Origin of the sequence: Paenibacillus sp. FSL H8-0034 (assembly GCF_038000305.1) — a bacterium.
In the GTDB taxonomy this organism is placed as follows: Bacteria; Bacillota; Bacilli; order Paenibacillales; family NBRC-103111; genus Paenibacillus_S.
In genome coordinates, this window is sequence record NZ_JBBOBS010000001.1 from 2,772,445 (window position 1) to 2,799,315 (window position 26,871).

22 protein-coding genes are annotated in these 26,871 nt (G+C 46.9%); all 22 read left to right on the plus strand.

Features of this window, described 5'->3' with window-relative positions; all coding sequences use genetic code 11:
• Positions 1–66: 66 nt before the first annotated feature.
• The 22 genes from NST47_RS12435 (at position 67) to NST47_RS12540 (ending at position 26,836) form a co-directional block, all read left to right on the plus strand.
• Positions 67–933: a carbohydrate ABC transporter permease gene (locus NST47_RS12435; RefSeq protein WP_341155429.1), complete on the plus strand. Its 867-nt coding sequence runs from the start codon at positions 67–69 to the stop codon at positions 931–933.
• Positions 930–1,763 carry a carbohydrate ABC transporter permease gene (locus tag NST47_RS12440; protein ID WP_341155430.1) on the plus strand — a complete coding sequence of 278 codons (834 nt, stop codon included), beginning with the start codon at positions 930–932 and terminating at the stop codon, positions 1,761–1,763. The genes NST47_RS12435 and NST47_RS12440 overlap by 4 nt, the downstream gene beginning before the upstream one ends.
• 101 nt (positions 1,764–1,864) lie before the next feature.
• Positions 1,865–2,497 (plus strand): adenylyl-sulfate kinase, encoded by a 633-nt coding sequence (gene cysC / locus NST47_RS12445; RefSeq protein ID WP_341155431.1) that lies wholly within the window; start codon positions 1,865–1,867, stop codon positions 2,495–2,497.
• A complete protein-coding gene (locus NST47_RS12450) occupies positions 2,494–3,921 on the plus strand; it encodes a sulfatase family protein (RefSeq protein WP_341155432.1) in 1,428 nt (475 codons plus the stop codon). Before cysC ends, NST47_RS12450 begins: the two co-directional genes overlap by 4 nt.
• 9 nt (positions 3,922–3,930) lie before the next feature.
• Complete coding sequence (locus NST47_RS12455) at positions 3,931–5,115, plus strand: Gfo/Idh/MocA family protein (protein ID WP_341155433.1); 1,185 nt, start codon at positions 3,931–3,933, stop codon at positions 5,113–5,115.
• 591 nt (positions 5,116–5,706) lie between these two features.
• Complete coding sequence (locus NST47_RS12460) at positions 5,707–6,513, plus strand: sugar phosphate isomerase/epimerase family protein (protein ID WP_341155434.1); 807 nt, start codon at positions 5,707–5,709, stop codon at positions 6,511–6,513.
• Between the two features lie 60 nt (positions 6,514–6,573).
• Entirely contained in the window at positions 6,574–7,971 is a 1,398-nt protein-coding gene (locus tag NST47_RS12465; protein ID WP_341155435.1) for a sulfatase family protein, read from the plus strand.
• A 149-nt stretch (positions 7,972–8,120) separates the two neighbouring features.
• Positions 8,121–9,125, plus strand: a complete 1,005-nt coding sequence (locus NST47_RS12470; RefSeq protein ID WP_341155436.1) for a Gfo/Idh/MocA family protein — start codon at positions 8,121–8,123, stop codon at positions 9,123–9,125.
• Positions 9,126–9,159: 34 nt separating this feature from the next.
• On the plus strand, positions 9,160–10,548 hold the full coding sequence (locus tag NST47_RS12475; protein ID WP_341155437.1) for a sulfatase-like hydrolase/transferase: 1,389 nt from the start codon (positions 9,160–9,162) through the stop codon (positions 10,546–10,548).
• A gap of 69 nt (positions 10,549–10,617) precedes the next feature.
• Positions 10,618–11,559: a carbohydrate ABC transporter permease gene (locus tag NST47_RS12480; protein ID WP_341155438.1), complete on the plus strand. Its 942-nt coding sequence runs from the start codon at positions 10,618–10,620 to the stop codon at positions 11,557–11,559.
• A gap of 12 nt (positions 11,560–11,571) precedes the next feature.
• Positions 11,572–12,393: a carbohydrate ABC transporter permease gene (locus tag NST47_RS12485; protein ID WP_341155439.1), complete on the plus strand. Its 822-nt coding sequence runs from the start codon at positions 11,572–11,574 to the stop codon at positions 12,391–12,393.
• Positions 12,394–12,475: 82 nt separating this feature from the next.
• Positions 12,476–13,963 (plus strand): ABC transporter substrate-binding protein, encoded by a 1,488-nt coding sequence (locus tag NST47_RS12490; protein WP_341155440.1) that lies wholly within the window; start codon positions 12,476–12,478, stop codon positions 13,961–13,963.
• A gap of 381 nt (positions 13,964–14,344) precedes the next feature.
• Positions 14,345–14,740, plus strand: coding sequence for a DoxX family protein (locus NST47_RS12495; RefSeq protein WP_341155441.1), 396 nt, complete (start codon positions 14,345–14,347; stop codon positions 14,738–14,740).
• 247 nt (positions 14,741–14,987) lie between these two features.
• Positions 14,988–15,446 carry a hypothetical protein gene (locus tag NST47_RS12500; RefSeq protein WP_341155442.1) on the plus strand — a complete coding sequence of 153 codons (459 nt, stop codon included), beginning with the start codon at positions 14,988–14,990 and terminating at the stop codon, positions 15,444–15,446.
• A 148-nt stretch (positions 15,447–15,594) separates the two neighbouring features.
• Positions 15,595–17,136, plus strand: coding sequence for a response regulator (locus NST47_RS12505; protein WP_341155443.1), 1,542 nt, complete (start codon positions 15,595–15,597; stop codon positions 17,134–17,136).
• 66 nt (positions 17,137–17,202) lie between these two features.
• The gene (locus tag NST47_RS12510; protein ID WP_341155444.1) at positions 17,203–18,978 is read left to right on the plus strand and encodes a sensor histidine kinase; all 1,776 of its coding nucleotides are present in this window, start codon (positions 17,203–17,205) and stop codon (positions 18,976–18,978) included.
• A gap of 91 nt (positions 18,979–19,069) precedes the next feature.
• Positions 19,070–20,401 carry an ABC transporter substrate-binding protein gene (locus NST47_RS12515; protein WP_341155445.1) on the plus strand — a complete coding sequence of 444 codons (1,332 nt, stop codon included), beginning with the start codon at positions 19,070–19,072 and terminating at the stop codon, positions 20,399–20,401.
• A gap of 101 nt (positions 20,402–20,502) precedes the next feature.
• Positions 20,503–21,402, plus strand: coding sequence for a carbohydrate ABC transporter permease (locus tag NST47_RS12520; RefSeq protein ID WP_341155446.1), 900 nt, complete (start codon positions 20,503–20,505; stop codon positions 21,400–21,402).
• Positions 21,399–22,214, plus strand: a complete 816-nt coding sequence (locus tag NST47_RS12525) for a carbohydrate ABC transporter permease (RefSeq protein ID WP_256711225.1) — start codon at positions 21,399–21,401, stop codon at positions 22,212–22,214. The genes NST47_RS12520 and NST47_RS12525 overlap by 4 nt, the downstream gene beginning before the upstream one ends.
• Before the next feature lie 52 nt (positions 22,215–22,266).
• Positions 22,267–24,780 carry a glycoside hydrolase family 2 protein gene (locus tag NST47_RS12530; protein WP_341155447.1) on the plus strand — a complete coding sequence of 838 codons (2,514 nt, stop codon included), beginning with the start codon at positions 22,267–22,269 and terminating at the stop codon, positions 24,778–24,780.
• Entirely contained in the window at positions 24,777–25,658 is an 882-nt protein-coding gene (locus NST47_RS12535) for an SMP-30/gluconolactonase/LRE family protein (RefSeq protein WP_341155448.1), read from the plus strand. The genes NST47_RS12530 and NST47_RS12535 overlap by 4 nt, the downstream gene beginning before the upstream one ends.
• Complete coding sequence (locus NST47_RS12540) at positions 25,658–26,836, plus strand: enolase C-terminal domain-like protein (RefSeq protein WP_341155449.1); 1,179 nt, start codon at positions 25,658–25,660, stop codon at positions 26,834–26,836. The genes NST47_RS12535 and NST47_RS12540 overlap by 1 nt, the downstream gene beginning before the upstream one ends.
• Positions 26,837–26,871 lie beyond the last annotated feature (35 nt).

Sequence of the window (26,871 nt, forward strand, 5' to 3'; positions counted from 1 at the left end):
TATTGGATTAAATGAACCGGCCCTGCAAGAACTTTGCAGGGCCGATTGTGTAAGGGAGCGATCATAATGAAATTAGTGCAGAACCGGATGTATTCGTATTTATTTTTATTGCCTGCAGGCATTATTTATTTTGTATTTTATTTGCTGCCAACGATCATGTCGTTTTTTTTCAGCTTGACGAGATGGACGCTGACCAAATGGCAATTTATCGGATTTGATAACTATGTGATGTTCTTTGAGGAATCGTCTCTGAAAATAGGTTTTAAAAATACGCTGATCTTTGCGGTGGTGACCTGCGGATTAAAAGTGGTACTTGCTCTCTTGCTCGCCACACTGCTGACCTCGAAAATCTGGTTCAAGGACTATTTTCGCTCGATGGTGTTTTTCCCGACGCTGCTCAGTACGATTGCGGTGGGGATCGCCTTCAGTACGATGATGCATCCTACGCAGGGTGTCATCAATACAGGTCTCGCAGCGATAGGGATCAACGGCCCCGATTGGCTTGGGAATACGAAGCTTGCCCTGTTATCGGTTGCTTTTGTGGACGTATGGAAAGGCGTCGGCATCGCCACGGTAATTTACATAGCTGGCATCATGTCGATTCCCCAGCATTATTATGAAGCTTTGAAAATGGATGGAGGCAATGCGATCAGGGGGTTTTGGCATATCACACTGCCTCTCAGCAGGCCAGCCATGAATTCTGTCATTATTTTGGCCTTCATCGGGGGTTTGCGTACCTTTGACCTGATTTGGGCGATGACCAAAGGCGGTCCCGGATTTTCCACGGATTTAATCGCTTCTATTATTTATAAACAGTATCAGGCTGGATTTTACGGTCTTGCTACAGCAGGGAATGTCATTCTGTTCATCGCTATCATGCTCTTGGCCTTCCCCTTGTATATGTTCCTGAATAGAAGAGAGGTAGATTTATGAACAGGATCACACAAAAAACGACGATCAGTATCGTGATGCTGCTGCTTTCAACGGTGATATTCTGGATTCCGTTTTATTTTGTCATCATCAATTCGTTTAAATCTCCTACAGCAGCGGCTGATATGAATATGTCCTGGCCGACAAGCTTTCATATTATTGACAATTATACTGCCGTATTGACAGCTACCGACCATATGCTGGTTCGCGCCTTCGGTAACAGTACGCTGCTTACACTGCTGTCGGTTACAGGCTTGGTCTGCGTCAGTTCATTGGCAGGCTTTGTGCTGCAGCGAAGAGAGAAAGGAAAAGCGGCCTCGATCTTCAATTTCCTGGTGCTGGCGGGGCTGATGATTCCACCTGCGGTCGTACCGACGATTTGGGTGTTGAATTCCATTGGCTTATTCAAAACCTTGACAGGGCTTACGCTGGTTGAAATTGCATTGCATTTTCCGTTTTGCGCGATTTTGTATAAAGCCTTTACCGCAACGATCCCGCGTGATCTGGACGAAAGTGCATTCATTGATGGATGCGGCGGCTTCAAGCTGTTCACGCATATTATTTTCCCTTTGCTGAAGCCTGTCTCTTCAACGATTGTTATCATTCAGGCGGTCAGTGTGTTCAATGATTTTGTAAATCCGTTGTATTTCTTGCCCGGCTCTGACAATGCAACCGTCCAGCTGACGCTCTACAATTTTATGAGCATGTACCTGACCTCGTGGAATTTATTGTTTGCGGATGTCGTGCTGATCTCGCTCCCCCCGCTCATTTTGTTTCTCTTCTTTAACAAGCAGATTGTCGCGGGCATGACCGCAGGCTCGGTGAAAGGATAATGACCGATTCGACCACTTGAATGGCTGAATGGACAATGAACTGACGGCGGAACCCCTTTACAATAGAGATAGTAAAAGGAATGGATAAAGGGGGAGCGTAGATGGACAGCTCTTGCGGTCCTGTGCTTTGGTTCACGGGCCTGTCAGGTTCCGGTAAGACAACAACCGCACAGCATGTTTATGAGCGACTCATTGCAGCGGGGAGAAAGGTTGAGCTGCTGGATGGGGATATGATTCGTTCGATGATTTGCAAAGGTCTTGGATTCAGCAGGGAGGACCGCTTGGAAAATATTCGCCGGATCGCCTATGTGGCTGATCTGTTGGCTCGACATGGTATTACAGTGCTCGTTTCCGCCATTACCCCCTATCGTGAAATGAGGGAGTACCTTAGAGCTCATGTTGCAGGATATATAGAAATTTATGTAAAATGCTCCCTTGAGGTCTGTGAGCAAAGAGATGTCAAAGGGCTATACGCCAAAGCAAGACGTCAGGAAATCGCCATGTTTACAGGGATTTCTGACAGCTACGAGGAGCCGGAACAGGCGGATCTTATTATTGACACGCAGCGGCATTCGTTAGCTTCCAATGTGATTCAAATTATAGAATGGCTGGATGGTCACGTCTGGGAAACCGAATCGATGCAGAGTCTCAGCTGTGTTGCAGCAGGTCAAGAGCTAGGCGAGCAGCCAGGCTTGGAGGCAGCTCATCATAAATCGGAAGGGGATCACGGATGAAGATCATCATGATCTCGCTGGATACGCTTCGTGCTGACAGGCTGGGCTGCTACGGGTATGGTAAACCGACAAGTCCGCATATCGACCGAATCGCTTCGGAAGGCGTACTCATGGAGCGTGCCTATGCGGCTGATATTCCTACCGAGGTCGCACATTCTGCCATATTTACAGGGAAAATCGGTCTGACGTCAGGAATCATTTCCCACGGCTCCGATCTGGCTTACCTGCCCAAGACCGTAGAGTGGCTGCCTTCGATGCTGAAAGCCTCGGGTTTTGTCACTGGCGCCGTTGATAATCTATACAACATGAAGGAATGGTTCGCACGCGGCTATCGGTACTACATCAACAGCTCGGGCAAGAAACGGTGGATCGACGGCAGAACGATTAATGATTTGGCAATGCCCTGGATTGAGGAGCATAAGGAGGAGAATTTTTTCTTATTCCTGCATTACTGGGATGCGCATACACCCTACCTGCCGCCGGATCACTACCTTCAAGATTTTTATGGGAAAGAAAGAGACCCTTACCAGAAGGACAACACGAGTATGAAGCAGGCGTATGCGCACGCTGCTTATCCTTTTTTTAAGCATCACCATTACAATAAGCTTGGCCCTGTAACGGATGCCGAATATGTAAACGCTCTCTATGACGCAGAAATTCGTTATTTGGATGATCTGTTGGGTGAACTGGACGCACATTTGCTGAATCTGGGCATCCGTGAGGATACGCTGCTGATCCTTTTTGGTGACCATGGAGAGAGTCTTACGGAGCATGACATCTACTGGGATCATTGCGGATTGTATGAGCAAACGGTGCATGTGCCTCTCATACTGAGATGGCCAGGACATATTCCGGAAGCAAAGCGGGTGAAGGGCTTCGTTCAGCATGCTGATTTGCTGCCTACGATATTTGAGGCCGCAGCACGGGCAGCACCGACGGGTATTGATTTATCCGTACTGCATCCGCCTGATGGATTGGATGGACACAGCCTATGGACATCCATTCACAGCGAGGCTGACGGGACAATGCGTGAGGTATATTTAAGCGAATGTGCCTGGCAGGCGGCGCGGGCAGTCCGAACCGAGCGTTATAAGTTCATCCGTTATTATGATTCAGGCCCTTTTCAGCGGCCTCCAAGAGAGCTGTATGATCTTCAGGAGGACCCAGAGGAACAATGTAATGTGGTTGATAAGCATCCTGAGCTGGCAGCGGCCCTGGAGCAGCAGCTTGATGATTTTGTAGCCCTAAAGCTGCAGGGGAAGCCCGATCCGATGATGCGGCAAATCGAAGAAGCTCAGCTGCCATTTCGGCGGCGGATCGAGACGATCCTGGGAGCGGTCGGATTAACATGGGAGTCGTGGATCGCGAACCCACAACAAGAGCGCTATGACGAATTGGAGAAAGCCCATGTCCTGAGAGATTGAAATTCTAAAATGAAATTCACTATGAAAGGTGGTGCAGTCCCTGCTTGCCCTCATTACAAGCAGCTTGGGGCAGGTGACGGGATGCGTAAAATGGCTTTGAAAATTGGAATCGTAGGTATGAACGGGATTGGCATGCGTCATGCCGAATGTTATTCAAGTGACCCCCTAGCGAATGTAATCGCTGTTTGTGACGTCGTTAAGGAACGAGCTGACAAAGCAGCAGACAAATACGGTGTCACCGCCTATTACAGTTTGCAGGACATGCTGCAGCAGGAGCCTGATTTGCAAATTGTCGATATTACGACGGGCGGCATCGATAATGGGAGCTGGCATTATGAGCCCGCTATGCAGGCAATTGCAGCAGGCAAGCATGTACTGATTGAAAAACCATTAGCGAACGATATCCATGAAGGCAGAGAGCTGGTTCGGTTCGCAGCTGAAAAAAATGTATATTTGGGAAGCAATCTGAACCACTATTTTACAGCTCCGGCGGAGAAAGCGCGGCAATACATCGATTCAGGAGATATCGGGGAAACCGTATATTGCCTGCACAAAATGGGCTTCAATGGTGGGGAGGCTATGTACAATCCACCCAAATCTCCAAAGGATAAAGGACAGCCTTATTTTCACATGAAAGCTTTTCTGACCCATCCGTTCAGCGTTATGCGCTATTTTTGCGGTGATATTACGCACATCCAAACTTTTTCCAATCAGGCCGGCTTTCGCAAAAGCGCCAGCGATATTATGGTCTCCATTAACAGTATCCACGTGAAATTTGCAAGCGGTGCTGCAGGTTATCTATTAAGTCAACGTGGCGATGCAACCTATGGCTTGGGTGGCTGGTGGAGCATGGAGGTTGGTGGAACGAAGGGGACCTTTTGCATTGAAAACTGTGTGGAAAAGGTGTCCTATTGGAGAGCTCAGCCGGGTGTTCCTGTGATTGGCGCGCATCCAGAGCCTGAGGTAACGGAATCAGGTGTTACGGAATTTAATTCGACCTTTAACAACAGGCTGCATGCGTTTCTTGAGGATATTAGCAATGGCGTGCCAAGAGAGCATATTCGCGCTTCCGGCAGGGATGCGCTGGCTGTGCTGGAATACACCTTTGCCGTAATTGAATCGTATGAGCAGGGAGGTGCCGTGGTTAGGCCTCACCCGCTGCCGGCGTTTCATGGTGATCCTTTGGTGATGTAATTTAAAAAATGGTGAACAGCTCGCTGCGCGACCGAAGTATTCTTACGATTGCTGTTGTTTCCCGATTTTTCTTATTGTATAAGACATTTCTTGGTGAAAATTCGGAAACAAAGGCACCGCTTCGCTATCTCCAGAACACCACGGTCGCTCCGCTCAGGTTTCACCGAACTTTTAAATGATTTGAGTGATTAGAGTTATTAAGGGCTTCACATCAAAAGCAGTGCTTTAATAATCAGTTCAAAACCTGATTGTGGTTAAATTCACTAAAATCCCAGCTATATGATGATCACGATTATGAATAAGTTCCTATAACGATGAAAAACATCGGATCAGACGAAATTCAAAAGATTCCAGCATTGTAACGATGAAAAACATCGTAAGGGGCACTCTTTAGGTGGATTCGCTCATTATTTTAAGTTCTAACGATGTTTTGCATCGTAACAGAGACTCAATACGTGACAGATCCATCTGTTAAGATGTTTTACATCGTAATAGAGTCACATTAAAACAAAGATGCCTCAATTGAGTACGGATATGCTTTTAAAAGATTAAACACGGCAGTAAAAGCCGAAAAAGGGAGAGTGTAGGAATATGATAAAGCTTGGTGTCAATTCAGTGTTGTTTAAGGAATTTGATTTCGCGACGGCTGTGCGTCACATCGCGCTTAGTGGCTACGATGGGGTGGAGATTTCTGCCATCGAAGGCATGTGCGAGCATTTGGAGCTTACGCGCTGGAAGGAGCAGGCAGCTGAGCTGAGATCGATTGTTCAAGAGAACGGTTTAAGTTTTCTTTCGATGGAGTTTGGAAGCGTCAAAGATGAACAGAGACTGTTGAGCGCTTTTGAGGCAGCGGCAGAAATCGGGATTCCGATCATTAACATCGGACCGGGTGGTAAATCCGGTGTAGAAGAGGATGTGCAGCGCTCGCTCGATATGCTGCAGCGGATGTCGGAACAGGCGGCCTCCTTTGGAGTGACTTTATGTGTGAAGGCGCATATTGGCAATGCCATCCACGACACGCCGACAACGCTCAGGGCGATGTCCGAGGTATCGTCTGCCGCATTTGGCATCGATATGGATCCCAGTCATATTTTCCGAGCGAACGAAAATCCAGAGGAAGCGCTGCCTGCTGTTATCAGCAGAGTCAAGCATGTTCATATCCGTGATTGCAAAGGCCGTGAGCAGGGCCCGGGACCGATTGAGCTGCAGGCTTGCGGGCGCGGCGACATCAATCTGTTTGCTTACTGCAAAGCGATGGCAGACAGCAGCTATAACGGACCTGTTGTACTTGAGGTTATCGGTGCCAAGCCGGAGCATTCACTTGCCCAAGTGTCCATAGTCGCTGCAGAAACCTACGGGTATTTGAACGCTTGCCTCCGACAGCTTGGCGCACGTTAATTGTATCCGAATGATCATCATATTTAATAAATTTATCATAAGTATAGGAGAGTGAACGGAATGTCCGGTTCTACAAAAAAGCCTAATCTGATTCTGTTCGGAATTGACAGCCTGCGTCGTGATCGAATGAGCTCTTATGGCTATGGCAAGCTGACAACTCCGCATTTGGATAAGCTGGCTGGCGAAGGGGTGCTGTTTGAACAGCATTTTAGCCCCAGCATCCCCACCACCCCTGCTTATGCCAGTATGCTGACTGGCAAGGATTGCTTTGGTACCGATGTAGTCGCACTGCGGCACAAAGGAGCAGTAGGGGCAAAGACGCTGCCGGAGGTGCTTGGCGAACTCGGCTATAACACGACATGCGTCGGATTTACAGGGAATCCATCGTCGCGAGGCTTTGATACTTATCTGGATTACGAAGCCTGGCTGCCAGGCGAGTCAGGAAGGTGTCCGAAGGCTGAAAACCTGAACGAGGTGGCCATTCCCGAGCTGAATCGCCTGGCTGAGGATGACAAACCATTTTTCCTGTTTCTTCGCCATATGGACCCGCATTCTCCCTATTTGCCGCCGAAGCCCTATGAGCGTATTTTTTATGGGGGCGATGAGATGGATCCATCCAACCCTTCCATGGAGCCGGTATACAGCTTCAAGCCATTTGCTGATTTTCTCAAATCATGGATTCCGGAGGGCGTGACCGATGAAGCGTATGTGAATGCCCAATATGATGGAGCCGTTGCCTATATGGATGCCTGCATTCAAAATTTGCTCCAAACCGTAGACGCTTTGGGACTTACCGAGGATACCCTGATCGTGGTGACGTCCGACCATGGTGAAACGCTGTATGAGCACGATTGCTTTTTTGATCATCATGGCTTGTATGACTGCACATTGGTTGTACCTTTAATTATCAAATATCCGGGTAAGGTACCCTCAGGTAAAAGAGTGACAGATGTCACGGTTATCAGTGATATTATGCCAACGATTCTGGAATTGATGGGAATTGATGAGCAGCTGGAGCCGGACGGTCAAAGCCTTGTACCTTTCATACATGATGATCCGGGACGCAGAGTAAGTGAATTGTATATTACAGAGTGTACCTGGATGCGCAAGCACGGATGGCGAACGCCGCATTGGAAGCTGATTCGTGCGCTGGAGCCCGATTTCCATTTTAAACCGGAGGTGGAGCTGTACAATCTGATTGAGGACCCGCAGGAAAATAACAATGTGGCCGAGCAGGAGCCGGAAATTGTGGAGCTGCTCACGGCAAGAATGGAAGCCTATATCAGCAAGCGCGAGGATCAGACAGGGAGAACCAATCCGATGTATACCAATCTTGGTTGGCATGGCAAGGGTGACGCTCCTTTTACATCCTCGCAGCAGGCGTATGATACTTTATATATCGGTGATTCCCGCAATGCCCGAGCTCTTCAGGCCAAAGGGCTTAATAAGAGCAAATAACGAGTGGACCATGCCGCCCGCAATATTGCGGTGCGGCTATTGTTTATGAGCAGCAGTGATTAATTTATAGCAGCACGGTAAGCAGTCGGTTAAAGAGATGACATCTGTATATTTTCACATTCACACATGTTCAGGGAGGGTTCATCGATATGATTCGTGTAGCTGTGGTTGGCGTCAATAACATCGGGAATATACACTGCCGTTACTACGCACAGCATCCGGATACGGAGCTTGTTGCTGTTTGTGACTTAATGGAGGATCGAGCCAAAGCGGCTTCTACAGCCTTTGGAGTCAAAGCTTATACAGACCTCAGAAGCTTGCTGGACAACGAGGAGATTGACATGGTTTGCGTAGCGACAGGCGGTGAGGAAAAGGGCAGCCATCATTATGAACCCGTGATGCTGGCTATCGAGGCCGGGAAGGATGTGCTGGTGGAGAAGCCGATCTCCAACCGGATTGAAGAAGCCCGGGCCATGGTGAAAGCAGCCGCAGCCAAGGGCGTGCGTTTTGGCTGTAATTTGAACCATCGCTTTACTCCGGCTGCCGAGAAGGGCAAGGCTTGGATGAAACAAAATCTGCTGGGCACCCCGCTATTTATCAATATGAGATTGTCGATTGATAACAAGGCCGATTTTACGGAATGGTTTCATATGCGGGCGCTTCATCCTCATTCTATAGATGTTATGCGTTATTTTTTCGGTGATATCAAGCGGGTGCAGGCATTTATGAATAAAGCTCCGGGCCGAACCACATGGTCCAACGCAAGCATCAATCTGGAGTTTGCGAGTGGGGCTATCGGTCATTTGACAGGCAGCTATGACATGTCCATGCTCCACCCCATCGAATGGTGCGAGGTGGCTGGAACAGAAGGGCGATTCGTCATCGAAAATGTATACGAAAGCATTACCCTGTATCCACGCCAGAGCAGTGAAACCATTGTGGTGCACAATTCGATTATGAGAGGCATGCAGGGCTTCAACGATACGTTCCGCAACCGGATCGAACGATTTATCGAGCAAATTAAACAGAAAGCTGCCCCTGAACAGATTGAGGGCTCAGGCTTGGAAGCATTGGCAGCCCAGGAGGTCATCGAAGCCGCAATCCTATCCCAACAATCCGGGGGCCATGCGATCGAGGTGCCGAGCAGCCTATAAAGGGACCCTTTGGGAAGGAGGGAGCACAGATACGATGAAATCCCCAAATATTTTGTTTATTATGCTCGATCAGCTGCGTTACGATTGCATCGGCTATAGCGGAGCTTATCCGGTCCATACCCCGAATATCGACCGTTTAGCTGCGGAAGGGGTTTGGTTCTCGAACGCTTTTACACCCATACCCATTTGCTGCCCATCCAGGCAGGCCTTGATTAATGGTCGAAGGCCGGAAACCTTTGGAGCACTGTGGAATTTCAAAAACGGACTCCGCATCCCGGCGCTTGAGCCTACGGAATATGCTTGGCCAAGAGAGCTCCACACGTGCGACTATACCAATGTATTTCTCGGTAAATGGGATGTACATCCCGAGCTGTCTCCCTTGGAGTACGGTTATGACACCTATATCGGATTTGAGGGCTATAAGGAAATGCTGGCGCAAGCATACCCCGATATCCGCTATGAAGCTGGTTTTTTCGGAGAACGTGACCCCGTTCCTGTAGAGTGCTCCAAGACGCACTGGCTGGCGGATCGGGCATGCGAATCGATCCGTGAGCTGACATCAGGGGACCATCCCTGGTACATTCAGCTGAATTTTACCGAGCCTCATCTCCCGTGCAGACCGTCAGGCAGCTTTGCAGATATGTACCGACCTGAGGATATACCGATTTGGAGCAGCTTTGACGAAACCTTTGCCAATAAACCGTATATTCAGAAGCAGCAGCTTCACAGCTGGCGGATTGAAGACTTTACATGGGAGGAATGGGCACCTATCGTGGCCCGCTATTATGGTATCATCAGTCAAGCGGATGATGCGATAGGCAAAGTGCTTCAAGAGCTGAAGCAAACGAACGCCTACGACGATACCCTTGTCATCTTTACCTCCGATCATGGCGATATGTGCGGCTCGCACCGGATGATCGACAAGCATTATGTGCTCTATGACGATGTAGTCAAGGTTCCGCTCATAATTAAATACCCCGGGACAGCGGGGCAGGGACGTGTATGTGAGCAGTTTGTCTATAATATGCTCGATTTGCCACCAACTTTGCTGGAAGGGCTGGAATTGCCTGTACCCTCATCGTTCCACGGCAGATCGCTCATTCCATTATTGAAGGATGAGTCTGTTCCCGACTGGAGAAAGGAGATCGTTTCCACCTACAACGGGCAGCAGTTTGGATTGTATACGCAAAGAATGCTCCGCACTGCGAACTGGAAATATATCTGGAACACAACCGATATCGATGAATTATACGATTTGGCGCACGATCCTGACGAATTGATCAATCGTATTTATGACCCTGGCTGCAAGGAGCTGATCCAGACACTTAGAAGCCTCTTATATCAGCGGCTATGTGCCGAAGGCGATGGTTTGGTGCAGAGTGAATGGATGCGGAATCAACTGCTGGACAATAAGAAGCTGTAGCTGCTCACGTATGGGGAGCGGTGAGTCATTCATTTCAATTCAGGTGTACCTGAGAAAGGAGAAGGCACAATGACAGAGCCCCATTCGGGTACAGCTATCAACCGATCTGCGACAGATTTGGCATTGAAACAGAGGAGGAAGCTGACAAGATACATCATCGCCTACTCCTTCCTGGTGCCCATTTTTGTTTCGATGGGTTTGTTCAAGTATTATCCATTTTTTACGGCTATAATCAAGTCGCTTTATCAATGGAACGGGGCCAATTTGAACACGTTTGTTGGCTTGGATAACTTCGTCAAGCTCGTTCGTGATCCGACCTTCTATGCTTCTCTTAAAAATGTCACATTGCTCACGATCAGCTTTGTTATCATTCAGCTGACTTTACCGTTGTATGCCGCTGTTGGCGTCTTTCATTCCCATAAAAAGCTTCAGCATGCGTATCGCTTCTTATTTCTCGTTCCGATGGTTGTTCCTTACATCATTATCTTTTTGTTGTGGCGATGGATCTATTTAAGTAATGGCGTTCTGAATACACTGCTAAGACAGCTAGGTCTGGACTTCTGGACCCACGCTTGGCTAGGTGATAGTACGACAGCGCTGGCATCTATTGTATTCGTCAATTTTCCCTGGATTGGTGGCATTTACTTTCTCATCTATTTGGCGGGACTGCTTACCATTTCTCCTGAGCTGTACGAGGTGGGAAAGCTGGATGGCATGAACGGCTGGCAGCGCTTTTGGTATATCGAGCTGCCTTTACTCCGTAATCAAATCAGGCTTGTTGTCATTCTGGCCTTCATTCATCAATATCAAAGCTTCGAAAATGTGCTGGTACTGACCAACGGAGGTCCAGGGTTTACAACGCTGACTCCTGCCCTGTATTTATATAAAAAAGGCTTTGAGTATAACGAGCTGGGGTACGCGTCTGCTATCGGCGTGATGATTTTCCTCATTCTCATACTATTTACCTTTATCGCCAACAAAGCAATCAAACAAACGGAAAAGCTGGATTAAGGGGAAATGAGCATGCGTAAATTAACTTATGGAGCTGCTGCCAACCAACTGATTTTATGGCTGCTGGTCGCATTGACCTTGTTTCCTTTTTATATGCTGCTGATGAGCTCTGTGAAGTTTCAGGATCAGATTATTCACAGCTTTTGGACTCCGGCATTCCCGCTGCACGTTGACAATTATAGCAGTGCCTTCAAACAAACATGGCCGTTTATTATGAATTCGATTCTGATTACATCGGGCATTATCGTCTGCGTGCTGATCAATTCGACTCTAGCGGGTTATGCATTTGCAAGATTCAGCTTTCCAGGCAAAAAAATATTGTATGCGCTTATCCTCATGCTATTGATGGTGCCCGGATTTTTGCTGCTGATTCCCCAATTTATTTTGTTCAAAAATCTCGGATTGCTCAACACGCACTGGGCTCAAATTTTTGGACCGATGGCTGGGGCTTCCGCTCTGGCAACGATGCTGATGAGAACTTTTTTTGAGGGGATCTCCAGCAGCCTATTGGAAGCCGCCGAGCTGGAGGGTGCAGGTGATCTGAGAGTTTTCTGGCAAATGGTGCTGCCGCTGTCTCAGCCCATCATTGCGACGGTGGCTATCATGAATGCACTAACTGGCTGGAACAACTACATTTGGCCTCTGGTCGTGACCTCGGGGGATCGGGCTCGCCCAATCATTTTGGCGCTGAGCAATATCAAGGGACCGCTCGATCAGGTGCAGGGAATGCAATTTGCCGGATACGTTATCGCCTCGGTGCCTATGCTGGTCTTGTTTGTGTTCGCCACTCGATCCTTCATCAGCGGGATCACGTCCGGTGCGATGAAGGGGTAGTACGGGAACTGAAAAGAAGTGATGTTGCGAAGAAACGAATGTAGGTAGGCTTACGATGTAGACAAAGGAAGGGTGTTGAACCATGTTGGCAGCATTACGCAAGGAACAAACGTCTTACAAGCTTCTAACGTTTGGATTAGCATTTACGTTTATGGCTGCCGGATGCACCGGGACTCCGTCGGGAGATGCTGGCTCCAGTAATCAAGCAGGTGGTTCCACGACGGGTACAGGCGCCAAGACCGAGCTTAACGTCATGTTTACGACAGAGGCGAACGGAGATCAGACCGAGCAGCAAATTTGGGAAGAAACGGTGAAGATGTACGCGCAGAAAAATCCGAACGTGAAAATCAATTTACAGCTGCAAAATTTCGGTGGTGTGGAGCAGCATCGGGCATGGGTGACGACACAGCTGATCGGCGGTACCGCACCGGATCTGTTCACAACCCGATATATATGGGATCAGGAGGATCTGAAGAAAGATCTTCTCATGGATCTGACGCCTTTTTATGGTAAAAAAAATGATTATCTTGGTGGCAAGTCCTGGGACGAAGTATTTCCCAAATCTGTATTGCAGCGTTTGATCGGAGATAATAAAACCTATGCAAGTGTGCCGGCCAGCATCGATTCTGTACGTATTCTTTACAATAAGGAGCTGTTTGCCAAAGCCGGTATCCAGAACGTACCTGCAACCTGGAACGAGTTTCTCGACATTCAGGATAAATTGAAAAAATCAGGGGTAACCCCATTCGGTTTTCCAAACACAAAACCTGGAGATTACAACTACAGCTGGACCACTCGCATCCTGACAGAGGAACTGATTGCCGGACAATATGAACAGATGGATATCAGCCATAACGGCTTTATCGAGGTGAACGAGTATACGCGTGCTGTGGATCAAGGAATTGTCGATATAACCCGCTCTCCTTACAAGGATGTGTTCCCTATTATTAAAAATTGGAGTCAATATTGGGCGAAGGGCTATAATGGCATCGATTTTAATACGTCGACGGACATGTTTTTGCGTGGGGAAGTTGCGATGATTATGAGAACCTCCGGACAGAGCAAGGTGCTGTATGAATCCAGTGCGCGCAAGTTTGAGATGGCTGCCTTTCCGCTGCCGTATTTGACCAAAGAAAACCATCCTGATGCCATAGGCAAGCTAATGGAAATCGGTGGTGTGCCCGCGGGCAATATGGCCATTCCCAAATCGATCAAGCCGGAGAAGCTCGATGCAGCCATTGATTTTATGGCTTTTGTAACCTCAGCCCAAATTCAGGGCCTGCATGCACAGAAGTTATACCGGACTCCAGCCACCTCGACTGCGGATCTTCCTGATAACCTGAAGGGCTTTGCCTTTGTAGGTGACCCAATGAAGCTGAATATTTATGGCGGCGAGGTCGACAAAAATGTTACAGAGAACAATCAGAAGCTGGGCCAGCTGTATCTCGAAGGCTCATTACCCTTGGATAAATATTTGAATGATCTGAAAAAGGTAATGCTGGATGGAGTGAAGCAAAAGAAGGAGGAGAACAAGTGGAGCGTTGATAATAACTACGGGATTCAGAAATAAATATGGATAAAATTAAGTATGCTTAAGTAGGAACCAGATGGGCTTGATCTGCAAGGAGCAGAGCTGAAGGCATTTCAGTAAGCTAAGCACTGCGCCTGATAGATCAAGCCATGTAAGATAAAAAATTGTTGTTGACAAACATCCATAAATCATATATCTTTAATTAAAGATACTTAATAATGAGATAAATAGGAGGTAAAGCTCATGATCATGCACTTGAAAAGAGCGGAGAACGCGACACTGAAACAGGCGATCAAACCAGATCTTATAACATGCAGAAAAGGTGCTTTTGTTATCCGTTAGCAAGCATATTTATTATTCCTTCGTCATATATCTTAAAATTAAGAATATTAAATTAAAAATAATTGGAGGCTGATTGTTATGGTAGCATGGGGATTATTAATAATTCGTTTGGTAGTTGGTTTGTTATTTGTCGGTCATGGAGCTCAAAAATTGTTTGGCTGGTTTGGTGGCTATGGCCCCAAAGGAACAGGTGGATGGATGGAGTCGGTTGGTATTAAGCCGGGAGTTGCTATGGCGGTTATCGCCGGGTTGATGGAGCTGCTGGGAGGATTGCTGTTTGCCATAGGCTGGCTGACCCCTGTTGCCGCTATTTTGATTGCTGCGACAATGCTTGGAGCCTTCAAGGTTCATGCTAAGAACGGAATTTGGGCTGCAGCCAATGGCTATGAGTATCCATTAGTTCTTATTGCCGTTGTAGTCGGAATCGCCTTGACCGGAGCTGGCGCTTATTCATTGGATGCCCTTTTTAAATAATGATCAAGTTATGATAATCGCACTCATCAAACCTGAGGTTTGATGGAGTGCGATTTATTTTATGCGGGCATGTCACATAAAAATGTTAAATAGTTCCCATACTACAAGAACGAAATAACATGGGGAGGAATTGAATTGGAGCCAATAGTGTTGTGTAACAGGTTATTGTATCCATTATTAAAAATAGGTAGCTGCTTAGAGTTGGATACTCCATTCATTCTGAATAATTCACTGTCCCTGGATGCCGATGAACCGTTCCAATAAAATCGAAAGACTATTGTGGAGCATCGCGTTTCCTGGTTTTGGACAAATGCTAAATAAAAAATATGTAAAAGGTTTCACTTTGATTGTTCTGGAGTTCGTTATAAACTCAAATGCACATTTGAATCAAATCATCATTCTCAGCTTTAATGGCGAAATCAAGAACTCGATTGAAAGTACTGATTATCATTGGCTAATGTTTTATCCTTGCGTCTATATGTTTGGAATGTGGGACGCTTATAAAGATAGTGGTGAAACGGCAGATTACGCTTATTTGCCTTATGTTAGCGGCGCATTTCTCGGTACAGTAGGGTTGATGTATTCAGCTCACCTGACCATTTTCGGCATTTTATTAGGTCCTGTGTGGATGCCGATGTTATTTGCTTTTCTGGGCATCGGGATCGGGATTGCGTTATTTAAGATATTGTATCAAAAGAAACCCTGACACTATTCAGGATAAATCAATATGAATACGGTTGAAATCACTCTTACTAACATTAATAAACATAATTCAACTTGGATATGGTAGTATTGATTATATTTTCACTTTAATTCACAATGAGTGTAAGCGGATTCATATGGGGGGATGGAAATTGCTGAAGGTCATGATTGTTGAGGATGAGGATATTGTGAGAGAGGACATCAAACATTTAATCGATTGGGAGCAGCATGGTTTTGAGATCATCGCCGAAGCAAGGAATGGCGGAGAGGGCTTGCGAATTTGTATGGAACAAAATCCGGATGTGATTATTACGGATATCAAGATGCCTGTCATGGGTGGATTGGAAATGATTGATACCATTCTACAAATTCGCAAAAGCAAAAAAATCATTCTGCTAACGTCCTATGGTGACTTTGACTTTGCGCGGCAGGCTATTCAATTAGGCATCCATTCCTATGTGCTGAAGCATGAACTGGACGGTTCGTTATTAATTCAGGAGCTGAACAAATTAAAGCAGCAGATGCAAGAGGAAGAAAGTGTCGGTTATTTGGCCCGCAGAGAGCAGCTTCGTATGTATCTCAAGCGGATGGAGTCGATGATCGATGATGCTGGCATAATAGTCACTGACGATTTGTTTCGTTGGAAGGGTAGAACAGGAATTCTTATTATGGGCTTTGATTCTCTGCATCCAGATCAGGAATATACACAGAACAGACCTGCCGCAGTAGATAGGAAAACATTTATCGATTTTATGTACGCGCGTTCATCGGATAAAGTCGAATCGGAAGTCGTTGATATGTACGATAATGAATATATTATTTTTTATCGAATTCCTGAACGCAGTAGTGAACTCAGCATTTTTGAATACAGCAGCCATTTGGCGAATCATCTGCAATCCCTTGTCAACAAAGCGTTTTCCAGGAAAATTTCCGTAGCCATCGGACCTGTTTTTGAAAATCAGCGAGATATCCGGGAGAGCCTTAAAAAAACAAGGGAGTTGTATGCCTTAAGAATATTTAGGAAGGGCAGCTCCCTATTAGTGCAGACTCACAAGCAGCTCGACAAGCAGGCATTGTTGGCTTCGATAGATCACAAGCTTAAGGAAATTCAGGAGTATTTGAAGCATGAGCAGTATGGGTTGGCTAATGAAGCCATTGATGAGCTGTTTACCCGGCTGCTTGTAGCCTTGGAGGACATAGCTGCACTGAAAAACGGAATCCTCGAGCTGATCCGTTTGATCAATCTGAAAGCAATTCCCAAGCACGGAACGCCAATGATCGAGCCCTTTGATGCTCTGTCTGAAATACAGCAGTTGGGCAGTGTGTACCAGATTGCAGAATGGTTCCAACATATGGTCATGAAGCTGGAAGAAGAATCGAATGCCAAATACAGCAAAAAAATCAGGGAGCTGCTGCAATATATTCATGCCAATTACGCGAAGGATATTACGTTAAATGAAATTGCGGACCGGATGGGGTTCAGTTTGATTTATGCGAGCCAATTGTTTAAGAAGGAGGTGGGTGTTTCCTTCATCACATATTTGACCCAATACCGGATTGAAAAGGCGAGGGAGCTCCTGGCTTCCGGCCATTATAAAGTGTACGAGGTGAGCTCGATGGTTGGATATCAAACGGTGCAATATTTTTCCAAAACATTTAAGAAAGTAACCGGACTGAGCCCTGGTGATTTGTAAAAGGATTCACGGACGATTCCCAAGTCGAATTTGGATTGTGTACTCATCATGAAGGAGGGTCGATGTATGCCCCATTTTTTAAAATCGATGAATATTAAGGTGAAAATTACAGCCGTCGCATTTATTTCTATTTTACTTTCAGTCGGCCTGAGCAGCTTTTCGATTTATTTGTACGTCAATCCGATATTGAGCAGGCAGATCGTTAGAGATAACCAAACGATCGTTGAAAAAATAGCCCAGCAGGTTTCTTATCTTTCCGAGGATATTGTGAATTATGCCAAAGGGATTGTCGTTAACGATCAGCTGCAGCTGCTGTTAAAAAAAATGTCTACCACGCAGGACTACGACTATTTTGTGAGCAATCTCCAATTGGAAACGGTATTAAAGGAGTATAGCTTGCTCAGGGATCATATCATTGTCGATATGTTTATCGTGGATCGCGATAACAAGGTATTGGAAATGAAAGATGTTTACTCAAGCTCCATAACGGAGGATTGGTACGATGACTTTAGAACCAACAATCAGTATAACGGAACGTCCAAGCCGCATATTGTTACGAATAATTTGAACCGACCTACGGAGTTGAAGGTTGTCACCTATGTGATGAATATTTATGACAAGCAAAATCCTTATGTATATTTGGGCAAGCTTCTCATTCACATGAATTATGAGGTATTGGTAAAACCGATGCTGACCGATCCTTCGCTCGGAATTCACATATGGACCTTGAACAAGGATAAGGAAACGGTGTATGCCCCGAACACTGCTGCTTTATCGGCTCCACAGGAAGTGTTTGGCGATTCCGCTCTTCCGAAAGAGACCGTATTGAAAGATGGGAATTATTACATACCTGAATCGATACCCTCCTCGCAATGGGAATTAATCGGGGTGATTTCGGAAAATAAAATCAACGCCAACATGACATATACCAATTATGTGCTGGTGTCCATTATGCTGATCTGTTTGTTGATCATGTCATTGTCGATCTATCCGGTGGTTGCCAATGTGACCAAGCCGCTCATGAAGCTGATCAGAGGGATGCGCCAGGTTTCCAAGGGCGAGCTGCATACCCATATATCGGTGACAAGTGGCGATGAAATCGAAGAGGTTGCCAAGGTATTTAATAAAATGGTCAAGGATATTAAAAATCTGGTGGAGGAATCGGTTCTGATGGAGAAACAGAAACGGGAGCTTGAGCTGAAAATGTTCATGTACCAAATCAATCCGCATTTTATCTACAACACTTTAAATTCTGTGATTTATTTGGCGAGAAAGGCGAATGCCCCGGATGTGGCGGCTCTTACGAAGGCATTTATTTCATTCCTGCAGCGAACGATCAAGAATAAACCCGAGATGCTTGCCTCCATTCAAGAAGAAATGATCTACATGGAGGACTATATAATGATTCTGCAATACAGGTATATCGATAGAATGGAGCTGTTATGGGATGTTGAAGAAGCTTGCAGGCAGAAAAGAATACCCAAAATGATTTTATATCCGTTAGTGGAAAACAGCATCTTTCACGGTATTCTCCCTTCTCAACGCAAAGGCTGGATTCGAATCCGTGTAAGGGCTGAGAGCGGCAACCTTGTGGTCAGTGTGGAGGATAACGGAGTTGGGATGAGCCTTGAGAAGCTGGAACGTCTTCGTTCGTTGATGGGCTCGCCTTTTCTGCAGGAGGATCTGGACCACATTGGCATGCTGAACGTGAATAACCGGCTTCAATTATTGTACGGTGAACCGGCGATATTACAAATCGAAAGTGTAGAGAACGAAGGTACGCGAATCCGCTTTTCCATACCAGACTGGCTTTCATATGCCGCAGATCATAAAAATGTATAACATATAATAATTTTGACATGTATTCAGCTCTGGATGCTGCTGTTATATTAATCCATGTAAGCAAGATCATATTGAATCAGGAGGATGATGTATGCGCAAGAGATGGATGAAAGCGTTACCCGTGGTTCTTCTCACAGCAATGCTCGGATTGGCAGGATGCAGTGGAGGGGGTCAGCAAAATGCTGCCGGTACAGACAAAAAGCCGGAAGCGGCAGGCAGTCCAGCGAAGACAGACATTAATATTTGGTTGTGGGACAAGACGGATTCCCGGGCCAAGATGTATGAGGAGTTCACCAAGCTGTATCCCCAGTATAACATTGTCATGACAGCGGTTGAGAGTAAGGATATGGCTCAAAAGCTGCAAACGGCGCTGGCCTCCGGGGCGGATCTACCTGATGTGGCATGGCTGGAACAGACCTATCGTGGCAAGCTGCTATCCCTGAATATCTGGGAGGATCTGTCTAAAGCCCCTTACAATCTTGACAAATCTCAGGTGCTCGACTATTTGGTACCTCTGGAAACTACCGAGAGCGGAGTTTATGTCGGCCCTGAAGCCCCTTCTGTCGCGGGTATGGCTTATAAACGCGCTTTGGCCAAACAGTACTTTGGCACAGAGGATCGTGCGGAATTGGAAAAAATCTTTACCGATTGGGATACCTTTATTCAGAAGGGCATCGAGGTCAAGGAGAAGTCCAATGGCAAGGTGTTTATGTTTGCAAGCCTTGGCGATGCTTATGCATTCCTCAAAGGGCAAACGAACACACCGTTTATTCAAGGAACTACCCTGAATTTGAAGCAGGGTGTTGGACCTTTGCTTGACAAGCTGGTGCAGATGAAAAAAGCAGGCATTATCGATGTATTGGATACGAACTCCCCTGCTGCCAATGCTTCCTATACCGATGATTTACACATTTTTTACCCATGCGCCAACTGGTCGGTTGAGTTCACAATCAAAGCTAACGATAAAAATGGCGTAGGCCGTTGGGGCTTCATGATTCCACCGGGAGGACCTTTCCCGCTTGGCGGAACACTGCAAGGAGTTCCACAAAAAGCCAAGAACAAAGTAGGGGGAGCCGAGTTTGTGAAATGGCTGTTCCTGACCGAAAAAGGCTCTGAGGTAGCACGCGATTATAAGGGCAATTTCTCGCCATTCAAGCCGATTTACGAGAAAGCCGATTTCTACTCGAAGAAGGAAGAGCATTTTGCCGGGCAGGACGTTCAGAAGGCTATTGCCCAGGATGTATTCCCCAAAATTAAATCGGTACGCCTGCCAAGCAAATATGATCAGGATATTGATGATTCCGTTAACGTAGCGATGAAAACGATCAATGCGTCCAAGGATGGCAATGTGGCTGTGGATCAGCTGATCAAGAAGATGGAAGATGACTTGAAGAGCAAGCAGCCAGATCTCAAGGTTCAATAAACAAGATCAAGCTTGTTAAATAGCAAGAAGGCCAAAAGGGGGTTTGGGTTCAGGCGCAAGCTCCCTTTTGATTCATAATGATAAGGTAGAAGGTGAGATGCTTGTTAAGGGTTGGGAAAAAGGCAACACCTTATTTGATGGTCGCCCCGTATTTTGTTATGTATATCGCATTCGGTTTGTTTCCGATCCTGTTCTCACTGGTGATCAGCTTTACCAAATGGGACGGAATCACCGATATGGTATTTGTTGGTTTAGCTAACTATATCCGAATATTTACGAATGACAGCCTGTTCTATGAATCCCTGTATAACACGATTCTGATCATTGTGATCACCATACCGGTAGAAATCATATTAGGGCTTCTGCTGGCGGTATTCCTGAAGGATTTCTTTCGAAAATCAAGAAATGCGCTTCAGCTGATTAACTTTTTACCGTATATTACAACGCCGGTTGCGATCGGAATCATCTTTCAAATTTTGTTTGACTGGAAGAATGGCTCGGTGAATGCAGTGCTAGGCATGCTGGGCATTGACACTGTTTATTGGTTGGGTGTTCCATGGGCAGCCCGGCTTGTTGTGATCATTATGATGAGCTGGACTGCTTACGGGTATAAAATGGTGCTGTTTTTGTCAGGGTTATCCACAATTCCCGAAGAGCTGTATGAATCAGCCAAAATCGATGGCGCCCGGTGGTGGGACAGCTTTATTCATATTACGATTCCTATGTTAAGACCGATCATGCTGTTCGTCGTGATTACCAGCATTATTAACGGCTTCCGCTTGTTTGATGAACCGCAACTGCTGTTTCAATCCGCATCACAGCCGATTGGTGGTCCTGACCATGCTGTTTTGACCGTAGTCATGAGATATTATGATGTGGCCTTTCACAATTTTGAATTCGGCTATGGCTCTGCTATTGCTTACAGTCTGTTTATTGTAATTTCGATTTTCTCCATTTTCTCCATGAAAATTATGAACCGCAAGGAGGAATCGCAGCTTTGAGACATATAGGAAAATTACCGGTATATATCCTGGTTACGATTGTATCCCTGTTTGCGTTAGTTCCGTTTTATACGATGATTATTATGGGCACCTATGTCAGTGAAGATTTGTATACAGGACTCAAGCTGCTTCCGGGCACTTATTTGCTGGAAAATCTAAAATCAGTGCTGGCGCAAAACTTTTTCCGGTTTTATTTAAACAGTCTGGTTGTTGCTGTGATTAACACGACGGCAGCAGTACTGGTCAGTGCGCTGACAGGCTTTGCCTTCGCCAAATACCAGTTTAAAGGTAAAAAGCTGCTCTATTTCTTTATTATTGGCACGTTGATGATCCCTCCACAGCTAGGTTTGGTTGGATTTGTTGTAGAAATGCGTTATTTGGGACTCGTTAATACCTTGGTTCCGTTAATTATAGGTGGTATAGCCAATGCGTTCGGTGTGTTCTGGATGACGCAGTATATCAGCAGTGCGGTCCCTGGTGAAATTATAGAAAGCGGCAGGCTGGACGGATGCAGCGAATTCGGTATATTTGCGAGAATCGTGCTGCCTGTTATTCGCCCGGCTCTGATCACCTTGTCCCTGCTGTTTTTCCTGTGGTCCTGGAATAACTATTTGACACCTCTGGTATTGATTAATAAGGAAAGCCTGTATACGATACCGCTTGCAGTCTCCTTGTTGAGCAGTGAATACCGTACGGATTATGCCGCCAGAATATTGGCGCTTGCCCTGTCAACGATTCCGATCCTGATTTTGTTCGGCTTCGGCTCGAAGCATCTGATTCGTGGACTTGTGGGAGGAAGCATCAAGGGTTAAAGGTCGAATGACTTGCATGCCCTACTTCATAAGATACAAAGGGAGAGTTAACATGAAACTCATCATTCAGTTAAACGATTCGTGGGAAATCAAAAAATTCGCTCCATTTGATCAGGTTGATGCGGATACATTAAATAAGGATGCGGAAGAGTCTGTAGGGGAAAATGGATGGATACCGACCAACGTTCCCGCTCAGGTTCATGAAATTTTACTTAGGGAAGGGCTGATCGAGGACCCGTCTCTGCTTGGCAAAGGAAAGGAATGCTTGTGGGTCGCCGAGCACGACTGGATCTATAAACGTACCTTTAGCGCCCCCGAGCTGCAGGATCAAAAGGCATACCTTCATTTCAAGGGACTGGATACGCTGGTCGATATTTACCTCAATGGCAAGCATGTGGCCTACCACAATAATATGTATGTGCCAGCCAGACTGGAAGTATCAGGGCTGTTGGAAGAAGAAAATATACTCGTGGTACATATCCATTCGCCCTATGCCTTCATGCAGCAGGCCGATTATCCGAAAGATTGGACTGGCAAAATAAGACCGAGTCGTTTAATCAGAAAAAGTGATCAGGATTTTAACGATTACTTGGGTGCCAAGCCTTACCTGACCCGGATGGGCATTTACGACACGGTTTCTCTAGAGGTTGTAGATGAGCTGGAGATTGTGGACAACGATCTTTCATTCCGACTGCTGGAAGGGTATGAGCAAGGGTTAGTTACAGCCAAAGTGAGTGGAGCCGGGTTCGCAGCAGGCAGCACTTTACAATTGACTATCAAAAGCCCGGATCAGCAGGTCGTTGCTCAGCATAACACCCCGATCTCCAGCGAAGACGCAGAAAGCTGGACTTATACCTGCGAACTGGCAGTTCCTGATCCGCTGCTGTGGTGGCCACGGGGCTACGGCGAGCAGCCGTTATATGAGGTTTCCGTGTCTGTGCTTGTTAACGGCGAAGCCAAAGACCAGAACGTGAAACGAATCGGCTTCCGCGATGTTAAGATGGTGCAGCCGCTTGATTTTGTCATTAATCAAAAGCAGATTAAATTATGGGGGGCTCAATCGGCGCAGCTACAGGGAATTACCCACTGCTGGAATAACGAAAAATCCAACCAGTTGCTGGACCTGCTGGAGAACGCGAATATGAACTCGCAGCGGGTATGGGGCGGTGCCGATCGATACGATGATGCCTTTTATGATGAGGCTGATCAACGGGGCATTCTGATCTGGCAGGAGTTTTTCCACGATTATGGGATGTATCCCGATACGCTGCCCTATCGTGAATTGTACAGGAAGGAAGCAGAATATCAGGTGAAGCGGCTTAAGCATCACCCTTCGCTGCTGTTTTGGTGCGGTGGCAATGAATGCTTCATGGGAGCTGAGTTTGAGCTGCCCGGAGAGCCCTACATAGGCGGCGAAATCTTTCTGGAGGATTATAAGAGCGTATGTGAGACGCTGGACCCTGACCGATACTACCACATCAATTCGCCATACGGAGGTGCTTATTGCAATGATCCGTTGGCAGGGGATACCCACAGCTATACGAATACGTGGTATGTTCCGGGAGCTGATTATCCGATCATGATTGCCGAGGAAATCAGAACGTCCCCGCCATCATTGAAAAGCTTTGTGAGATATATGGGCGAGGAGCGGGCATGGCCGGCAGATTATTCAGGTCAAATAACCCGAAACTCGAAATACCCTTGGCCTGATACCTGGACCGAGCGGACATCAGCCTTCGGCTGGAGGAAGATACCGCCGATTGAGCTGTTTTATGACGCAGACGATCTTCCATCGGCCGTATACAAATTTGGAGCTGCCCATGGGCATTATTTGCGGAAGGTGCTGGAAAATAACCGCAGAGGCAAGCCGTCTGAAAGCCCAGATGGCGAACGAATATGCAAAGGGCATTTCGTGTGCAGATGGAACGATTCATGGCCTGTTATTTATGGAAGCATGATCGATTATTATATGGAGCCGTATATGCCTTATTATGCGGTCAAGCGAGCCTACCAGCCTGTACTGCTGTCGTTTGATGTGCAAAACTTTATTTATTTGTGGGCTGTGAATGACAGTGCCAACGATGTTGAAGGCACCTTATATGTGAAGCTGTTCGATCCTTTATCCAATGCTTTTGTACAAGAGTTCGAGAAAAGCGTGCAGGTTCGTTCAGGTGAGTCGAACCTCATTACGAATCTCAACGAGTTCAAGCAGTTTTCCAGAACCTATATCTTATATGCCTATTTGGTGGATGCTCGGGGTGAGCTAATCGCGAGAACGCATGATTTCGTAGATATCGAAAGGCATATGCGATTCCCCGAGGCCAGGATTGCGATGGAAATCAACGGTGGTCAACTCACGCTGTCAACGGATCAGTTTGCACGATGCATTGAGCTCTCGGGCAATCATGAGGGTGATGAGTTCGGCTGGCTGTTTGAGGATAACTACTTCGATTTGCTGCCTGGAGAGGTCAAGCAGGTCAACATATTGGGCAGGCACACGAAGGGAACGATTACAGCAAAAGCTTATTACTCTCCATTTCCAACTGAAGGAGGCTTTACCCGATGAATATCATCCGTTATTCAGAAAAGCTCGATCCTATTATTTCTCCCGAGCAGACTGCGCAGAAATTGGCCACGGGCTTCTCCTTTTCGGAAGGTCCTGTCTGGTGCTCTCGCACAAACCAATTATATTTTACGGATTTCCCGAATCATCGTATTTATACCTGGAACGAGACGAACGGCTTGCAGCTTTATAGTGATCATAGCGACAGAGCGGTTGGTCTTACCTTGGACGCGGAGGGGCGGCTGTTATCGTGCGAAACGCTAACCCGCAGAATTTCCCGAACGGAGCTGGATGGCTCTATTACAGCGCTCGTCACCCATTATCAAGGAAGCAGAATCAATAACACCAACGATGTCATTGTCAAAAAGGACGGAACGATTTATTTCTCCGACCCTTACAGTACAGCATTGGGAGATACGAAGGATTTGGACGTTAACGGGGTATTCCGGTATGATCCGCAATCAGGAGCTTTGGATTTGCTTGTAGAAGATTTTCCGAGACCTAACGGACTTGCCTTTTCTCCGGATGAATCACTTTTATACATTGACGATACGACTGAGCAGCATGTCAGAGTGTTCGAGGTAAACCCGGATGGAAGCATCAGCAATGGACGGGTCTTTGCGGAGCTGGACACGGAGGCAGGCCCTGGTGCCGCAGACGGGATGAAAGTAGACGAGCATGGCAATGTGTATGTGACCGGACCGGGCGGTGTGTGGATATTTGCCCCGTCAGGGGAGCGGTTGGGCAGACTGGAATTCCCGGAGGTTGCTGCCAACCTATGCTTCGGTTCACCGCCGGAATCGGCGCTTGGTAACACACTGTTCATAACAGCGAGCTCTTCCTTGTACAGCGTCAAGCTTCAGGTTCGCGGAGCGGTATAATGAAAATTATTGACGTACAGGTTTTTAAATTGAGCGGAACGATGAACAAGGCGTGGGAGCACCGTGCACGTTCGGCTGCTCCCTTGGACATCTATCCCGAATATGCACATCGTGACCCGTCACCGTCGATAGACAGCTCGACAGAGTCGATACCGTTGGTTCGTTATTATGTGAGCATTGTTACCGACGAGGGTCTTGACGGGTTATACGGGCCGATGGTGTATGAAGAGCAGGCGGATATCATTATCAAGAAGCTAAAGCCGCTGCTGCTGGATCAGAACCCGCTGGATATCGAACGTTTATGGGATCAAATGAGATTCGACCGGCACGGCCGCAGCGGTTATTATATGATGGCTGCCAGTGCAATCGATTGTGCGCTATGGGATTTACGCGGTAAATTTTATCATACGCCGGTTTATCGGCTGCTTGGCGGACCCACGCGTTCGCAAATTCCCGTATATGCCAGCACACTGGGCTATCCGATTGATGCAGGCAAGGCAGGCGAGCAAGCAAAAGCCTTCGTGGACGCCGGTTTTAAGGCGCAAAAATGGTTTTTTCGCCATGGCCCCTCTGCTGGCGGGAAAGGGAGGGCAAGCAATCTTCGTATGGCGCAGGAGGTACGGGAAGCCATTGGCAGCGAGGCTGATTTCATGCTTGATTGCTGGATGGGCTGGGACGTTCCTTACGCGATCGATATGATGGACCGGCTGCGCGAATTACGGCCGTTATGGCTGGAGGAACCACTGCTTCCCAATCAGATTGACGGCTACAGGCTGTTAAAAGAACGGGGGTCGCTGCTGCTGGCCGCCGGTGAGCATTTGTATACCCGTAAAGATTTTAAGCCGTTTTTTGACGAGGGGCTGTTAGCTTATGCCCAGCCTGATCCGGATTGGACCGGAGGCATTACAGAGCTGCGTAAAATCGCGATCCTTGCCGAAGCCTTTGATGTGAAATTCATTCCTCATGGCTGCACAGTGCTGCCTAATCTGCATGTGATCGCATCGCTTGCGCCTTCGGTGTGTCCTTATCTTGAATATTTGGTACTCTACCAGCAGCAGCAAAACCATTTCCACCTCAACAAGCTGATCCCGGTGAACGGATTTCTTGCTCTTCCTGAGCAAGCTGGGCTGGGCATTGAGCTGGATGAAAGTACGATTGAAGCTAAAGTACGGTTGTAGCATATATCATTAAAATGAAATGTATTCGTGGAGGG

What these genes read in the sequence shown, in the direction of transcription:
- NST47_RS12455 (WP_341155433.1), top strand. Translation starts at nt 3,931, where the DNA reads ATGAAATTCACTATGAAAGGTGGTGCAGTCCCTGCTTGCCCTCATTAC.
- NST47_RS12495 (WP_341155441.1), top strand. Translation starts at nt 14,345, where the DNA reads ATGGTAGCATGGGGATTATTAATAATTCGTTTGGTAGTTGGTTTGTTA.
- NST47_RS12540 (WP_341155449.1), top strand. Translation starts at nt 25,658, where the DNA reads ATGAAAATTATTGACGTACAGGTTTTTAAATTGAGCGGAACGATGAAC.
- NST47_RS12515 (WP_341155445.1), top strand. Translation starts at nt 19,070, where the DNA reads ATGCGCAAGAGATGGATGAAAGCGTTACCCGTGGTTCTTCTCACAGCA.
- NST47_RS12530 (WP_341155447.1), top strand. Translation starts at nt 22,267, where the DNA reads ATGAAACTCATCATTCAGTTAAACGATTCGTGGGAAATCAAAAAATTC.
- cysC (WP_341155431.1), top strand. Translation starts at nt 1,865, where the DNA reads ATGGACAGCTCTTGCGGTCCTGTGCTTTGGTTCACGGGCCTGTCAGGT.
- NST47_RS12435 (WP_341155429.1), top strand. Translation starts at nt 67, where the DNA reads ATGAAATTAGTGCAGAACCGGATGTATTCGTATTTATTTTTATTGCCT.
- NST47_RS12460 (WP_341155434.1), top strand. Translation starts at nt 5,707, where the DNA reads ATGATAAAGCTTGGTGTCAATTCAGTGTTGTTTAAGGAATTTGATTTC.
- NST47_RS12450 (WP_341155432.1), top strand. Translation starts at nt 2,494, where the DNA reads ATGAAGATCATCATGATCTCGCTGGATACGCTTCGTGCTGACAGGCTG.
- NST47_RS12485 (WP_341155439.1), top strand. Translation starts at nt 11,572, where the DNA reads ATGCGTAAATTAACTTATGGAGCTGCTGCCAACCAACTGATTTTATGG.
- NST47_RS12490 (WP_341155440.1), top strand. Translation starts at nt 12,476, where the DNA reads ATGTTGGCAGCATTACGCAAGGAACAAACGTCTTACAAGCTTCTAACG.
- NST47_RS12535 (WP_341155448.1), top strand. Translation starts at nt 24,777, where the DNA reads ATGAATATCATCCGTTATTCAGAAAAGCTCGATCCTATTATTTCTCCC.
- NST47_RS12440 (WP_341155430.1), top strand. Translation starts at nt 930, where the DNA reads ATGAACAGGATCACACAAAAAACGACGATCAGTATCGTGATGCTGCTG.
- NST47_RS12500 (WP_341155442.1), top strand. Translation starts at nt 14,988, where the DNA reads ATGAACCGTTCCAATAAAATCGAAAGACTATTGTGGAGCATCGCGTTT.
- NST47_RS12465 (WP_341155435.1), top strand. Translation starts at nt 6,574, where the DNA reads ATGTCCGGTTCTACAAAAAAGCCTAATCTGATTCTGTTCGGAATTGAC.
- NST47_RS12475 (WP_341155437.1), top strand. Translation starts at nt 9,160, where the DNA reads ATGAAATCCCCAAATATTTTGTTTATTATGCTCGATCAGCTGCGTTAC.
- NST47_RS12510 (WP_341155444.1), top strand. Translation starts at nt 17,203, where the DNA reads ATGCCCCATTTTTTAAAATCGATGAATATTAAGGTGAAAATTACAGCC.
- NST47_RS12470 (WP_341155436.1), top strand. Translation starts at nt 8,121, where the DNA reads ATGATTCGTGTAGCTGTGGTTGGCGTCAATAACATCGGGAATATACAC.
- NST47_RS12480 (WP_341155438.1), top strand. Translation starts at nt 10,618, where the DNA reads ATGACAGAGCCCCATTCGGGTACAGCTATCAACCGATCTGCGACAGAT.